This is a genomic window from Allobosea sp. LjRoot90 (assembly GCF_964254315.1).
Lineage (GTDB): Bacteria > Pseudomonadota > Alphaproteobacteria > Rhizobiales > Beijerinckiaceae > Allobosea.
The window spans coordinates 845,032-860,361 of sequence record NZ_CAXUTF020000001.1 but is presented as its reverse complement, the minus strand read 5'-3'; the positions used below and the strand labels follow the sequence as shown (position 1 = coordinate 860,361).

The 15,330-nt window shown below is 65.8% G+C and carries 10 protein-coding genes and 1 tRNA gene; 5 read left to right on the top strand and 6 right to left on the bottom strand.

The window, feature by feature from the left end:
• Positions 1-151 precede the first annotated feature (151 nt).
• The 5 genes from ACSQ3M_RS04130 to ACSQ3M_RS04110 form a co-directional block, all read right to left on the bottom strand.
• Positions 152-3,298 (bottom strand): efflux RND transporter permease subunit, encoded by a 3,147-nt coding sequence (locus tag ACSQ3M_RS04130; RefSeq protein WP_436148791.1) that lies wholly within the window; start codon positions 3,296-3,298, stop codon positions 152-154.
• Positions 3,298-4,563: an efflux RND transporter periplasmic adaptor subunit gene (locus ACSQ3M_RS04125; RefSeq protein WP_436148790.1), complete on the bottom strand. Its 1,266-nt coding sequence runs from the start codon at positions 4,561-4,563 to the stop codon at positions 3,298-3,300. The genes ACSQ3M_RS04130 and ACSQ3M_RS04125 overlap by 1 nt, the downstream gene beginning before the upstream one ends.
• Positions 4,564-4,778: 215 nt before the next feature.
• Entirely contained in the window at positions 4,779-5,189 is a 411-nt protein-coding gene (locus ACSQ3M_RS04120; protein WP_436148789.1) for an MAPEG family protein, read from the bottom strand.
• A gap of 99 nt (positions 5,190-5,288) precedes the next feature.
• On the bottom strand, positions 5,289-6,782 hold the full coding sequence (gene guaB / locus ACSQ3M_RS04115) for an IMP dehydrogenase (protein WP_436148788.1): 1,494 nt from the start codon (positions 6,780-6,782) through the stop codon (positions 5,289-5,291).
• A gap of 178 nt (positions 6,783-6,960) precedes the next feature.
• Positions 6,961-7,293, bottom strand: coding sequence for a hypothetical protein (locus tag ACSQ3M_RS04110; RefSeq protein ID WP_436148787.1), 333 nt, complete (start codon positions 7,291-7,293; stop codon positions 6,961-6,963).
• Between the two features lie 295 nt (positions 7,294-7,588).
• On the opposite strand from ACSQ3M_RS04110, the gene ACSQ3M_RS04105 reads away from it, so the two are divergent.
• From ACSQ3M_RS04105 to ACSQ3M_RS04095, 3 genes are all read left to right on the top strand, one after another.
• Positions 7,589-9,028: an MFS transporter gene (locus ACSQ3M_RS04105; protein WP_436148786.1), complete on the top strand. Its 1,440-nt coding sequence runs from the start codon at positions 7,589-7,591 to the stop codon at positions 9,026-9,028.
• A 46-nt stretch (positions 9,029-9,074) separates the two neighbouring features.
• Complete coding sequence (recJ, locus tag ACSQ3M_RS04100) at positions 9,075-10,877, top strand: single-stranded-DNA-specific exonuclease RecJ (RefSeq protein ID WP_436148785.1); 1,803 nt, start codon at positions 9,075-9,077, stop codon at positions 10,875-10,877.
• 94 nt (positions 10,878-10,971) lie between these two features.
• Positions 10,972-11,046, top strand: a tRNA-Glu gene (locus ACSQ3M_RS04095).
• Positions 11,047-11,139: 93 nt separating this feature from the next.
• On the opposite strand, the gene ACSQ3M_RS04090 is transcribed toward ACSQ3M_RS04095, so the two are convergent.
• Positions 11,140-12,828 carry a hypothetical protein gene (locus ACSQ3M_RS04090; protein ID WP_436148784.1) on the bottom strand — a complete coding sequence of 563 codons (1,689 nt, stop codon included), beginning with the start codon at positions 12,826-12,828 and terminating at the stop codon, positions 11,140-11,142.
• 261 nt (positions 12,829-13,089) lie between these two features.
• On the opposite strand from ACSQ3M_RS04090, the gene ACSQ3M_RS04085 reads away from it, so the two are divergent.
• Together ACSQ3M_RS04085 and ACSQ3M_RS04080 are read left to right on the top strand one after the other, a co-directional pair.
• Positions 13,090-14,061: an AEC family transporter gene (locus ACSQ3M_RS04085; protein WP_436148783.1), complete on the top strand. Its 972-nt coding sequence runs from the start codon at positions 13,090-13,092 to the stop codon at positions 14,059-14,061.
• Between the two features lie 35 nt (positions 14,062-14,096).
• The gene (locus ACSQ3M_RS04080) at positions 14,097-15,200 is read left to right on the top strand and encodes a CaiB/BaiF CoA transferase family protein (RefSeq protein WP_436148782.1); all 1,104 of its coding nucleotides are present in this window, start codon (positions 14,097-14,099) and stop codon (positions 15,198-15,200) included.
• Positions 15,201-15,330 lie beyond the last annotated feature (130 nt).

The window sequence follows — 15,330 nt, the reverse complement described above, 5'->3', positions numbered from 1 at the left end:
GTCCGCCGCTTGATTGGCTTAATTTACTTTTCGTTAAGACTCAACGGCTGCCCAGCCGCAGTCCCTGCAAAGCCGGCGTCATCGTTAATGCGCGGATCGCGGTGAGAGGGGCTGCCGGTCCTGAAAGAGCGGCAGCCTGGGATGCACAGGTTCAATCCGGCTGGCGATGGACCGCCTGCGGGATCGCGATCGGCACTGCGCCCGGAATAGCTGCCGCTTCCTCCCGCTCGCCGCGACCGCGGCCCGAAAGCCAGCTGTCGACCTTGTCGAGATAGAAATAGACGACCGGCGTGATGTAGAGCGTCAGCAACTGCGAGACGATGAGGCCGCCGACCACGGCGATGCCGAGCGGCTGGCGCAGCTCCGCGCCGGCGCCGGCGCCGAGCGCGATCGGCAGCACGCCGAAGATCGCAGCGAAGCTCGTCATCATGATTGGCCGGAAGCGGACGAGCGCCGCATCGCGGATTGCTGTCAGTGCGTCGTCGCCCATCTTGCGGCGCTCGATCGCGAAGTCGACCATCATGATCGCGTTCTTCTTGACGATGCCGACCAGCATCAGGATGCCGATGATCGCGATCACCGACAGGTCCATGTGGAAGTACTGCAGGGCGAGCAGGGCGCCGAGACCGGCCGAGGGCAGGCCGGACAGGATCGTGATCGGGTGGATGAAGCTCTCGTAGAGAATCCCGAGGATGATGTAGATCACCAGGATCGCGGCGAAGATCAGCAGGCCCTGGCCCTTCAGTGCGTCCTGGAAGAGCTGGGCCGAGCCGGCGAAGCTGGTGACGATCGAGGCGGGAAGGTTGACCTCGCGCTCGGCTGCGCGGATCGCGTTGACAGCGTCGCCGAGCGAGATGCCGGGCGCCGTGTTGAACGAGATCGTCACCGCCGGCTGTTGCGAGATCCGGTTGACGGCGAGCGGCCCGACGCTCGGCTTGATCGTCGCGACCGTCTCGAGCGGCACGTTCTGGCCATTGGCGGCCTTGAGCAGTAGGCGCGACAGCACCGCGGGGTCCTGCTGGTAGGCGCGCTCAGCCTCCATGATGACCTGGTAGTCGGTCGACGGGGTGAAGATCGTCGCGATCTGGCGCGAGCCGAAGGCGTTACCCAGCGCCTGGCGGATCTGGTCGCTGGAGATGCCGAGGCTGGCGGCGCGCTCGCGGTCGATATCGATCGAGAGCTGCGGGTTACGCAGCTGCAGGTCGATATTGGCGTCGCGCAATTGCGGCAGCTGCGCCAGGCGCTGCTGCATCAGCGGCGCGTAGTTGAAGAGGGCGCCAAGATCGGGCCCCTGCAGCGAATAGAGGTACTGCGCCCGCGAGGAGCGGCCGGCGTTGAGGTTGATGTTCTGGACCTGCTGGAACACCGCCGTGATGCCTGGCACCTCCGAGACGGCGCGGCGCAGGCGCCCAATCACCACATCGGCCTTGTCGCGCTGATCCTTCGGCTTCAGCGCGATGAACATGAAGCCGTTATTGGTGGCGTTGAAGCCGCCGATGTTCGAGGTCAGGTAGTCGATCGCCGGATCGGCCTTGACGATCTCGGCGACGCGCATCTGACGCGCCGCCATCGCCTCGAACGAGGTATCCGGCGGACCTTCGGTGGCGCCGCGCAACAGGCCGGTGTCCTCGGTCGGGAAGAAGCCCTTGGGCACGTCGATATAGAGCTGGACCGAAACGTAGACCGTGCCGAGCGTCAGCAGCAGCATCAGCAAGCGCGCCTTCAGCACGGCGTCGAGCGTCCAGCGATAGGCGCTCAGCATGCCCTGGAAGCCGGCCTCGAACACGCGTTCGACAATGTTCGGCTTCTTGTGATGATCATGCGCCTTGAGGAAACGGGCGCAGAGCATCGGCGTCAGCGTCAGCGAGACGAAACCCGAGACGATGATCGCCGCCGCGATCGTGCCGGCGAACTCGGCGAAGACCTTGCCGACCACACCGCCCATGAAGAAGACCGGGATGAAGACCGCGACCAGCGAGATGGTGATCGACAGGATGGTGAAGCCGATCTCGCGCGAGCCGTCGAGCGCCGCCTGGAACGGTTTCTTGCCCATCTCGATATGCCGGATGATGTTCTCCAGCATGACGATCGCATCGTCGACGACGAAGCCGACGGCGAGCGTCAGCGCCAGCAGCGAGATGTTGTCGAGCGAATAGCCCAGCGCATGCATGATCGCGAAGGTGCCGACCAGCGAGATCGGCAGCGCCAGGGTCGGGATCACCGTCGCGGCGAAACTCTTCAGGAACAGGAAGATCACCATGACGACGAGGGCGATCGCGATCATCAGCGAGACCTCGACATCCTCGACCGCCTCACGGATCGGGATCGAACGGTCGTTGAGCACGACCAGATCGATCGCCGCCGGCAATTGCGCACGATAGGCGTCGAGCCGGCTCTTGATGCTGTCGACGACCTGGACCGTATTGGCGTCCGACTGGCGATAGACCGCCAGCATGATCGAGCGCTGGCCATTGTACCAGCTGCCGGTCTGGTCGTTCTCGACCGAGTCCAGGATCTGCGCCACGTCGTTGAGGCGGATCGGCACGCCGTTCTTCTGCGAGATGATCAGGTTGCCGTATTCGCTGGCGCGTTCCATCTGGCCGGTGGCGCCCAGCACCATGCGTTGGTTGGTGCCGTTCAGCGTGCCGACGGGGGAATTCGAGTTCGCGGCGGCAATGGCCGTGCGGACATCGCTGAGGGCCAGGCCGCGGGCGGAGACGGCGTCGGGGTTGACCCGCACCCGCACGGCATATTTCTGCGCGCCGAAGATGTTGACCTGGGCGACGCCGGGCAATTGCGAGATCTGCTGCTGCAGGATGTTCTCGCCAAACTCATGGACCTCGTAGAGCGGCTTGGTCGCCGAGGTCAGCACCATGAACAGCACCGGCTGGTCGGCCGGATTGACCTTCCTGAAGCTCGGCGGCGCCGGCAATTCGGGCGGAAGCCGCCGAGTCGTGGCGCTGAGCGCGGCTTGGACGTCGAGCGCCGCACCGTCGATATTGCGGTTGAGGTCGAACTGCAGCGTGATCGAGGTTGAGCCCTGCTGCGACACCGACGACATCGAGGTGATGCCGGAGATCGAGGCGAATTCGCGCTCGAGCGGCGCCGCGATCGAGGAGGCCATCGTCTCAGGGCTGGCGCCGGGCAGGCGAGCACTGACGTTGATGGTCGGGAAATCGACCCGGGGCAGGGCCGCGACCGGCAACTGCTTGAAGGCGAACAGCCCGAAGATCAGGAACGTCGCCATCAGGAGGGTCGTCATGACCGGGCGACGGATGCAGGCCTCGGGCAGGTTCATCAGCCGGCGCTCCCCCGTTGGGAGGTCAGATTGGGCGCCGGCGGGCTCTGGCCGCCGCGACCGCGCTCGATCGTGCGCGCCCCATCGGTCAAAAGCAGTTGCCCGTCGATCACCACGGTCTCGTCGCCGGTCAGGCCCGACGCAATGACGACGCGATCCTCGATATTGCGGGCGACCACGATCGGCCGAGCCCGGGCGGCACCGTTCTCGATGACGAAGACATAGGAGCCGTTCTGCCCGGTCTGGACCGCCTCGCGCGCAACGGTGACGGCGTCAGGCTCTATCCGCAGCGTCAGCCGGACTTGGCAGAGCGCGCCGGGCCAGAGCGCCTCATCGGGATTGTCGAAGCTGGCCCGTATCTGGATCGTGCCCGTCGTCGCGTCGACGGAATTGTCGACCACCGCGATCGTGCCTTCGACACTCTTGCCGGCGCCTTGCTGGGTCGCCTGGACGGCGGCCGTCTTCGCCTGCATCGCCTCGCGGATTTCCGGCAGATAGCGCTGCGCCACGGCGAAGCTGACATAGATCGGGTCGATCTGGTTGATCGTCGCCAGCGTCGCTGAACTGTCGCCGCTCTTGGCGATGTTGCCTTCCTTCAGCGCGGCGACACCGACCCGCCCCGAGACCGGAGCGGTGATCGTGTAGTAGCTGAACTGGACACGCAGGCTGTCGACGGCAGCTTCCCCGCCTCGGATCGCAGCACGCAGCGTGCTCACGGCGGTGCGGGCGTTGTCGAGGCGCTGGTCGGTGGCGATCTCACGCCGCGAGAGTTCCTCGGCCCGCCGCAGATCGGACTCGGCTGCGACGAGCGAGGCCTTGTCGCGTGCGACATTGGCCTCGGCCTGGCGCGACTGCGCCTCGAGCTGGCGCGAGTCCAGCCGGAACAGCACGTCACCCTTGTTCACGGTGGCGCCGTCGCGGAACTCGACCGCCATGATCTGGCTGTCGACGCGCGAGCGGATATTGACGGTGGAAATCGCCTGCACCGTGCCGATCGCATCGATCCGGACGGGCATCGGGCGGCGCTCGGCCTTGGCGGTGACGATGGTCACCGGCGGCCGGTTCGCCTGGCCCGGACGATTGCTGCCGGCTGCGGGGGCGGCTGAGGTTGCAGCCGGCTTTGCCGGCGCCGGGATCACCTTGCCGTAGGGTACCTGGTCGAGCGGCCATGGCACAGGGCGCCCGGTCACATGAAGAAACGCGCCCGCGGCGAGAACGCCCGCGGCCGAGAACAGAGCCACACGCCCGAAAGTCAGCACTGCCATAGAAAGCCTTGCGCCACGGGGAGCACCATGCCGACCCTGCCGGACGGCCGCTCCCCAAACCATCCTCACCGCAAGTATTTAGCATGAAGAGGGCGTAGTTTGGACGCAAGTGTCGATTACGGTTTATCGGTCGCTGTAGCGAGGATGTGACAGAGCCGACAAATCGGCAGCGAGAACTCGCCGCTGCACGTCTTGCGTGCGCAAAGAAAAGACGCTCAGACGACGGCAATCACAATGCCGAGCCACATCAAGAACAAGCATACGACGCCGACCGCGAAGACGATGGCGCGCTGTTGCAGCCTGTTCGAGCCGGTGTGGATCAGTGTATGGACAATTCGGGTCGCGACATAAGCCCAGGCCAGCGCCGCCATGACATAGCCGGTCGCGCCGACATGCATCGCGATCAGGATCAGCGCGAAGAACAGCAGCGGGGTCTCGAACTGATTACTGAAATTGGCCGCGGCGAGCCGCGCCGGCTCCGGATAGCGTTCAGTCGAGACCGCGATATCCGCCAGCCGGACCTCGCGATTGGCGAAGGCCTTCTGGCGCCGCAGGAACACGATGACGAGGACGACGAATGTCCAGAGAATCTGGGCCAGCGCCGGATAGATCAGCTTGAGCGTCATGTCGTCCTCGTCCTGAAGCATCGGGCCGAAAAGCGGTCGCCGTTTTCGGGCTGATCCGAGGCTCGATGAAAAGCTGGATCGCCTTGTGGCGATCCAGCGTTAAGAGCGCGTCGGATAGTTGGGGCTTTCGCGGACGATCGTCACGTCGTGGACGTGGCTCTCGCGCAGGCCGGCGCTGGTGATGCGGATGAAGCGCGCCTTGGCGCGGTAGTCCTCAAGATCGCGGCCACCGACATAGCCCATCGCGGCACGCAGGCCGCCGGCGAGCTGGTGCAGCACACTCGAGACAGGCCCTTTATAGGCGACCTGGCCCTCGATGCCTTCCGGCACCAGCTTCAGCGCGTCCTTGATGTCCTGCTGGAAGTAGCGATCCGCCGAGCCGCGGGCCATCGCGCCGACCGAGCCCATGCCGCGATAGGATTTGTAGGAGCGGCCCTGGTACAAGAAGGTCTCGCCCGGGGTCTCGTCGGTCCCCGCGAGCAGCGAGCCGACCATGGCGCAGCCGGCGCCGGCGGCGAGCGCCTTGGCCAGATCGCCGGAATACTTGATGCCGCCATCGGCGATCACCGGGATGCCGGCCTTTTGCCCGGCAGAGGCCGCATCCATGATCGCGGTGAGCTGCGGCACGCCGACGCCGGCGACGATGCGGGTGGTGCAGATCGAGCCCGGGCCGATGCCGACCTTGATCGCATCGGCGCCGGCATCGATCAGCGCCTGCGCGCCGCCAGCGGTTGCGACATTGCCGGCGATGACCTGGACGGCGTTGGAGAGCTTCTTCACCCGCGTTACCGCTTCCAGCACCTTGGCGGAATGGCCATGCGCGGTGTCGACGACGATGAGGTCGACGCCCGCCTCGATCAGTAGCTCCGAGCGCTCGAAGCCGAGATCGCCGGTCGTGGTGGCGGCTGCAACCAGAAGCCGGCCATGAGAATCCTTGGCGGCATGGGGATGGGCGACCTGCTTTTCCATGTCCTTGACGGTGATCAGGCCGATGCAGCGATAGTGATCGTCGACCACCAGCAGCTTCTCGATCCGGAACTGGTGCAGCAGGCGGCGCGCCTCGTCCTGGCCGACGCCCTCGCGCACCGTGATCAACCGGTCCTTGGTCATCAGCTCGGAGACGGGCTGCTCGGGATTGGCAGCGAAACGCACGTCGCGATTGGTCAGGATGCCAACGAGCTTGCCGTTATGGCCCTGCGGGCCACGCTCCACCACCGGGATGCCGGAAATTCCGTTGTTCTTCATAAGCGCCAGCGCATCGGCCAGCGTCTCGTCCGGATGGATGGTGATCGGGTTGGCGATCATCCCGGATTCGAATTTCTTGACGAGGCGGACCTGCGCCGCCTGCTGATCGGGGTCGAGGTTGCGATGCACGACACCGAGGCCGCCGGCCTGCGCCATCGCGATCGCCATCTTCGCCTCGGTGACCGTGTCCATCGCCGAGGCGATGATCGGCAGATTGAGCGAGATGGTCTTGGTCAGCTTGGTCGAGATGTCGACATCGCTCGGCATCACTTCGGATGGGCCGGGCTCGAGCAGCACGTCGTCGAAGGTCAAACCGTCGCGAATGAGACCGTCAGTGATCGTCGCCATCGTCAACTCCGGGGCCGGTGCGGCCGGCACTGAAAGGGGCAGGGCGGATATGCCCTAAGCCGAGTTGACGAGGCCCGATATCACGCGTGTGGCGCGCCCGCTAGGGGCGCTGCAACAAAAACTGTCGAGGCGGCCGCGGCGCGGGGCCGCGACCGTCAGAATTGCGAGAGATGCTGGCTTACTGCTGCTGCGACGGCCGGGTCTTGCCGGCCTGCTGCGCGACCGGAGCCGCGCCCTTCGGTTCGACGCCGAAGCAACCCATGCCCATCATCATGCCGCCCTTGGCATTGGCCATCTGCTGGCACATCTTCTGCCGGTCGCAGTTCATGGTCCTGAGGATGTCGCCGGAGCCGGGCGTGACCATGCGCCCGGCGCAGCCTTCCTCCCAGCTGGTGGATTGAGCCCTCGCCGGTGTGGCGGCACCGAACAGGGCGCTGCCGGCGAGGATTGCTGCGATCACGGCGGCGCCGAGCGCAGCGGAACGGTTCGAATGCTGAATCTGACTAGTCATGGGAACACCTCTCGCGACCGTCTCGGCCGCGTTAGCAATGCGACGGACGTCGCCCCTTCACTTGTTCAGATAGGTACGGATTTCCAGAAACGATCTGCACACGGCGCATAACGGTGCCGTGATCAGGTCTTGGCATTGATGAAATCGCATGATTGTGAGCCGACTGTCGCTCGCGAGAGTGAACATTGGCAGCAGCTCCGCCATGTCGTCAGCAGAGGGCGGAACGAGCGTCAACGCGCTCGCCAGTGTGTTCTGCGCGGATTAAAGCGGGCATTGCATCATCCGGATCGATTCCTTGCAGCGCGCCAAGCTCCTGCCCCTGATCGTCGCCTGCGCGCTGTTCATGGAGAACACCGATTCGACGGTGATCGCGACGTCGCTGCCGGTGATCGCCCAATCGCTCGGCGAGGATCCGATCGCGCTGAAGCTGGCGCTGACCTCCTATCTCGTCAGCCTCGCCGTGTTCATCCCGATATCGGGCTGGATGGCCGACAAGTTCGGCGCCCGCACCATCTTCCGCACCGCGCTCTGCATCTTCATGCTCGGCTCGGTGCTCTGCGCCTTCTCGAATTCGCTTGGCGCCTTCGTCGGCGCGCGCTTCATCCAGGGCATGGGCGGGGCGATGATGGTGCCGGTCGGGCGGCTCGTCATCCTGCGCAGCGTCGAGAAATCGCAGATCGTCAGCGCGCTCGCCTATCTGACGGTGCCGGCGCTGGTCGGCCCGGTTGTCGGGCCGGTGGTCGGCGGCTTCATCACCACCTATTTCGACTGGCGCTGGATCTTCTTCATCAACATTCCGATTGGCCTGCTCGGCATCGCGCTGGCGACGATGTTCTTCGAGGACATCCGCGAGGAAGACGTCGCGCCGCTCGACATCACCGGCTTCCTTTTGTCCTCCAGCGGCTTTGCCGCCCTGATGCTCGGCCTTGCCACCGGCGGGCGCCATCTCGTGCCCGCTGCGGTTTCCTATGGCTGCGTCGCTTTCGGCATCGCGGCGCTGATCCTCTACTGGTTTCACGCGCGCCGGCTGGCCTATCCGGTGCTCAACCTCGCGCTGCTGCGCATTCCTACCTACCGGATCGGCGTGATCGGCGGCTCGGTCTTCCGCGTCGGCATCGGCGCTATTCCCTTCCTCCTGCCGCTGATGCTGCAGCTCGGCTTCGGCCTCGACGCGCTGCAATCGGGATTGATCACCTTCGCCTCTGCTGCCGGCGCGCTGATCATGAAGACGCTGGCCAAGACCATTCTCGCGCGCTTTGGCTTCCGGGGCGTGCTGACCTTCAACGCGCTGATCGGCTCGGCTTTCCTCGCAGCCTCCGGCCTGTTCACGCCGACGACGCCGCATTGGCTGATGCTCGGTGTCCTGCTCGTTGGTGGCTGCTTTCGCTCGCTGCAATTCACCGGCATCAACGCGCTGAGCTATGCCGATGTCTCGAACCGCGACATGTCGAGCGCGACGAGCCTCTCCAGCGTCGCTCAGCAGTTGTCGCTCAGCGTCGGCGTCACCATCGGCGCCTTCGCGCTCGAGTCGGCCAATCTTCTCAATGGCGGCAAGGCACTCGGCGCTGGCGATTTCTGGCCGGCCTTCGTCCTCGTCGGCCTGATTTCCGCCTCCTCGGTCTTCTGGATGGTGCAGCTCAAGCCCGATGCCGGCGCCGAGGTCTCCGGTCATGCGCCGGTGAGCGCCCGCAAGGTCACCGCGCAGGCGATCGAGGATCAGAAGCCGCTCGAGTGATGCGCCAAGGATTGACGAGGCCGCGCCACTGCGCCAGCGGTTGCGCATGAACTCCGGCCAGAATCGCCTGTTCCTCGGTGTCGGGCACTCGGCGCTTGGACGCCCATGGCGCGACCGGCTCGACGCTGCCGGCCTCGCACAGGCCGAGGCGCTGGCGCAGGTCGAGGGCGTGCCCGATACGCTGGCCCGAATCCTGGCCGGGCGCGGCGTCCTCTCCAGCGAAGCGCTGCGCCATCTCGAGCCAAAACTGCGCGATCTCCTGCCGGACCCATCGGTTCTGCGCGACATGGACCGTGCCGCTGAACGATTGGCGCAAGCGGCGATATCAGGCGAGAAGGTCGCGATCTTCGGCGACTATGATGTCGATGGCGCCTGCTCGGCAGCGCTGCTCGCCGGCTTTCTCGCCGAGGCGGGTGCGCGGCCGCGTATTCATATTCCCGACCGCCTGATCGAGGGCTATGGCCCCAATGCCGAGGCGATCGCCATGCTGGCAGGCGAGGGGGCGACCCTGCTCGTCACCGTCGACTGCGGCACGACCAGCCATGAGCCCCTGCAGCAGGCTGCGCGGCTCGGGCTCGACATCGTCGTGCTCGACCACCACCAGGCGCCGGAACTGCTCCCCAGCGTCCAGGCGCTGGTCAACCCGAACCGGCAGGACGACCTCGCCGGCCTCGGCCATCTCTGCGCCGCCGGCGTGGTGTTCCTCACACTGGTCGCGACGAATCGCGAATTGCGCCGGCGCGGCGCCTGGCAGGCAAAGGGAGGCGAGCCCGACCTGCTCGCAGCGCTCGACCTCGTCGGGCTCTCGACCGTCGCCGATGTCGTGCCGCTGATCGGTCTCAACCGCGCCTTTGTCCGCCAGGGCATCGCCATGATGCGCACGCGCCAGCGGCCGGGGCTCGTGGCGCTGCTCGATATCGCAGGCCTCGACGGGCCGGTGCAGCCCTGGCATCTCGGATTCCTGCTCGGCCCGCGCATCAATGCCGGCGGACGCATCGGCGATGCGGCTCTTGGTGCAAGGCTGCTTCTGACCCGCGACGAGGTCGAGGCGCGCACCATTGCGGCCGAGCTCAACCGTCTCAATCAGGAGCGCCAGGAGATCGAGCGGGCCGCGGTCGAGGAGGCCGTGGCCGAGGTCGAGCATCGTTTCGAGGACGCGGCCTCGCATCCGGTGCTGGTCGTCGGCTCGGCCGAGTGGCACCCAGGTATCGTCGGGTTGATCGCAGGGCGTTTGAAGGAGCGCTTCCGCCGGCCGGCTTTCGCACTGGCACGCAATGGCGATGGCGGTGCGACCGGCTCTGGTCGTTCGATCGCCGGCGTCGATATCGGCGGAGCCGTGCGCCAGGCGGTCGAGACCGGCCTCGCGGTCAAGGGTGGAGGCCATGCCATGGCCGCCGGCGTGACGCTGGCGCCAGGACAGGAGGCCGCCTTCGCAAACTTCATCAGCGAACGGCTGGCCTCAGGCGTGGCGAATTCGCGCGAGGCCGAGGCGCTGCTGATCGACGCTGCGATCAGCGCAGGCGGGGCCAATCCCCGCCTGCTCGCCGAGATCGATCAGGCCGGACCGTTCGGCGCCGGCTGCCCCGAGCCGGTCTTCGTGCTGCCGGCACATCGCCTGACGGAGGTGATCGAAGTCGGCGCGGGCGGGCATCTGCGGATCAAGCTGCGGGCAGGCGACGGCGCCACGATCGGCGGCATCGCCTTCCGCGCCGCGCGCGAACCGCTCGGCCAGGCACTGCTGGCGGCGCGCGGCGAAAGCGTGCATCTCGCCGGCACGCTGACGCTGAATCGCTGGGGCGGCAGTGAGAAGGCGGAGCTGCGCGTGGTCGATCTTGCCCGGCCTGCCTGAGCAGTTGCGAAAAACCCTGACAGCGGGCTTGCCCAAGCTTCGCCGGGACACTATAGCTCGCCCCGCCTCGTTAGAGCGCCTCGCGCTCCGGCCTGCGGTCTTCGTCTATCGGTTAGGACACCAGCCTTTCACGCTGGGGAGACGGGTTCGACTCCCGTAGACCGCGCCACTCTCATTCAGAGCCGCAAGCATCAGAATCAATAGTGTTGGCGCCACCGAACAGGGCCAAGCCGCTATCGGTTCGCGCTTCCGCAGGTCAGCCCTACTTGCGCAGATACATGTCCCAGCAGGGTGAAAGCGCGACGAGCTGGCGGCCTTCGAGGGCCTGCGCGTATTGCTTCCAGATCGCTGCCCGTTTCACCTCGACGGGGCATTTCGGCCGCATGATCGCGTCGATGTCGCGCAGGGCCTGCAGCATTTCAGCCGTGACCCGAGGATTGGTGCGTTCGGTGTCGATGCCGAGCGCGACATGAAGCGGCGCGGCGCGGCCGAGCAGATGGTTGAAGGGGCTGACGAAATCGAGCGCGAAGAAGCCGTTGAGCTGGCGAACGTTGCTCGCCTCCCAGCGCTTGATCGCGTCGATGCCTTGCTGGATCTCGAGCAGCCAGGTCGCCTGATGGTCGATTTCCGAGAACAGCGTAGCTGACGGAAGCAGGCCGCGACGGACGAGGTCTTCATAGGCATCGTTGTATTTCGGGTAGTGGTCGACCTGCGCGATCGCGCGCTCGGCCAGCTCCGGCTTCAGGCTGACACGGCCGAGCGGCCCCACATCCGGCACGTCCAGCGCCTGGTAGCGCGGCGCAGCAATCACCGCCCGCGCACCTCGCTCGAGAAAGCTCACGGCGCTCGGCAGCGAGACTGCCATGACGAGTACGAGAACATAAGGACGCAGCCCGTCGCCTGATCGAGGGTGATATTCCCTGAGGATCAGGATCAGCACCGGCCAGAGTCCGATGAATTCGAGCGATCCGCTGTTCTGAGTCTCGCCCAGGATGAGGGCGAAGAGGCTCGCGGTCAGCCAGCCGAGCGGCGACGCCAGCAAGCTCGCCAGCGACTGCTTTTCACGGCGAGCAGCAATGGCGAGTACACCGAGGAGCATCAGGCAGGGGGCGATCACATTGAACTTGATCGAACCCAGCGTCAGGAAACGCCGCAAGAACGAAGAGGAATTGAGCATGGCGAGGACGAGGACGTCCTCGACATAGGCATAGACGACGCCGGTCGTGATCTCGATCACACAGAGGCAGGCTATGACCGCGCCGGCGGCGATCGCAGCATCACGGAAGCGCAGACGACCGGCCAGAACCGCATAGCCGACGAGAACGGCGCCGGACACAGGGCCGGTGACCTTGACCAGGAACAGCGCTGTCATCAGCACCGCGACGAGCGAGATCAGCAGGATCCGGCTCTCAACGAAAAGAAGCGCCGCCAGCAGGAGATACAGGAGCAAAGCGACGTGGCGGTTGTAGTAGCCGAAGCCGTCGAAGCCGGGCGACGGATAGAGGCTGTGAAGGTTGATCGGCAGCGAGGTCAGGAACAGGAGCGGTATCAGGATCGCCAGGGCCAGGCGACGTGACCGCGGGGCGACATCTCGGACGATCAACGCCGCAATCGGCAGCAGGACAGGCACGATCGCCCAGTTGGCGAGCAGGGCCGGCTGGGCCTGCGGGAAAAGCGCCTTGATGCCGGCTGTGAGATAGAAGCCAAGCGGGCCGATCGACGTGAAGAAATCGATATTGGGAATCTGGCCCTGCCAGATGCGCTGAGCAGCATCGAGATAGATATCGGTGTCCCAGTAATTCGGCCCGAGCGGCAGGCGTATGGGAAGCGCGAGCCCGAGGATCACCAGCGTCAGGAACAGCACGATCCAGAACGTCGGAGACATCACGAAATCGCGCCAGAACGCCCCGGTTTCCGGATCATCTGCCGCCGCCTGAGTGCTGGTTGTCATTGCCTGTTCCACGAGCCGTTCGCGGAACGTGGCAGAAATATGTTACCGATCGCTTCCACTGGATCGGAATTTTGCAATTTCCGGTTGTATCGACATCGGGCGACCGGATTCCCCGGCGTCGCGTCCTGCGGCTGGTGCGGGGGCCTGCCTCCGCTACCGGGTTCTCATGCGCTGACGGCCATCCTATAAGGCGGCGCCGTCGCCATCGTCGGTCGGGCGAGAAACCGTCAGCGGTTCTCGCTCCGCCCCAGGGACCTCCGCATGGCCGACATCGCCAACCTGTTCAACCTGGTCGCGCCCTTCTTCGGCCTGATCCTGCTCGGCTTCCTCGTCGGCCGCTACAAGCGCCTGCCGGGGGAAGGGCTGGCCTGGATGCAGTTCTTCCTGATCTATGTGGCGCTGCCCTGCCTGTTCTATCGGCTGATCGCCGACAAGCCGCTGAGCGAATTGACCAATTGGGGCTTCGTCGCGGTGACCACCCTCGCGACCTTCTGCGCCTTCGTGCTCTCCTTCGCGCTCGGCTGGCGCCACAATCATGGCGATATGCCCCAAGCGGTGATGCAGGGCGTCGCCGGCTCCTATTCGAACATCGGCTATATGGGCCCGCCGCTGATCCTGGCTGCGCTTGGGCCGGTCGCCAGCGCGCCGGTGGTGTTGATCTTCGTTTTCGACAATCTCCTGCTGTTCTCGCTGATCCCGTTCCTGATGGCGCTGGCCGGCGTCGAGAAGCGCAGCTTTGCTGCAACCGCCCGCGAAGTGGCCTGGCGGGTCGTCAGCCATCCCTTCAACATCGCGACGGTCGTCGGCGTGCTTGCAGCCTTCCTGAAGCTCGAATTGCCGACCGCACTCGACAAGATGACGCTCTGGCTTTCGCAGGCAGCCGCGCCCTGCGCGCTCTTCCTGCTCGGGGTCACGGTGGCCTTGCAGCCGATGCGGCGCATGCCCGGCGAACTGCCTGCGCTGGTCGCGATCAAGCTCCTGCTGCACCCGCTGCTGGTCTGGCTGCTGCTCTCGGCGCTCGGCAATTTCTCGGCGCCCTGGGTCTATGCCGCGGTAATCATGGCGGCGCTGCCGCCGGCGCTGAACATCTTCGTGATCTCGACGCAGTATCGCGTCGGCGTCGAGCGCGCCTCGGCCTGCATCCTCGTCGGCACGATCGTCTCAACGGTGACGCTGACGGGCTTCCTGTGGCTGGTGAAGACGGGCAGGATGCCGGCCGACCTCTTTCCCTGACGGCCTGTTGGGCCGCTCTCTGCGGACCCGACGCGATGCAGCCGCTCTCCGATCTCCTCGTCCTCGATTTCTCGACCCTGCTGCCCGGGCCGATGGCGAGCCTCTTCCTCGCCGAGGCTGGCGCACGCGTCATCCGGATCGAGCGGCCGGACGGCGAGGACATGCGCCGCTTCCCGCCGCGCTTCGGCGAGACTTCCGCTCCCTTCGCCGCGCTCAACCGCGGCAAGCAGAGCCTTGCCATCGACCTCAAGGCGCCGGGCGCGCTGGCGCGGCTGACACCGTTGATCGAACAGGCCGACATCGTGATCGAGCAGTTCCGGCCGGGCGTTATGGCGCGGCTCGGCTTCGGCTACGAGGCACTGAAGACACTCAATCCGCGGCTGGTCTACTGCTCGATCAGCGGCTTTGGCCAGGAGGGGCCGCGCGCCTTCGAGGCCGGCCACGACATCAACTACCAGGCGATCGGCGGATTGCTCGGCCAGTCGCTCGCGCAGGGCAGGCAAGCACCCTTGCCGCCAACCCTGGTCGCCGACATCGCCGGCGGCGCCATGCCCGCGGTCATCAACATCCTGCTCGCCTTGCGCGAGCGCGATCGCACCGGCCAAGGCTGCCATCTCGACATCGCCATGACCGACGCGATGCTTGCCTTCGCCTGGTACGCGCTGGCGCAGGGACAGGCATCAGGCCGCTATCCCAACGGCGGGGAGGGGCTGCTGACTGGCGCCAGCCCGCGCTACGGCCTCTATGCGACGGCGGATGGCTGGTTCCTGGCCGTCGGCGCGATCGAAGAGAAGTTCTGGTCGAGCTTCTGCGAGGGTATCGGGCTCGACGCTGAGTTGCGTGACGACCAGCGCGATCCGGCAGTGACGATGGCCGCGATTACCGCGATCATAGCATCCCAATCGGCAGAACATTGGCGGGCAACGATCGAGCCGCTCGACTGCTGCTGCACGGTGGTCCGGACGCTCGACGAGGCGCTGGCCGATCCGCATCTCACTGCGCGTGGGCTGCTGGACCGACAAGTGGAGGAACCGGGTGGGCGCCGCATGGTTTCGACGCCGCTACCGCTTGCGCCCGTCTTCCGTGATGCTGCGCCGGCATTGCGGGCGAGCCCGCCGATCGGCGACTACGAGATTTGAAACAGCTCGGATACAGCAGTCTTAACCCGGCGGGTGACCCGTCTTTCCGGGGCAGGCCGAAGGCCTGAGCCCGGAATCCAGAACCGATACTTTATCCGGAAAAGCCTGTCGGTTGCCGAGCCTTCGCAAC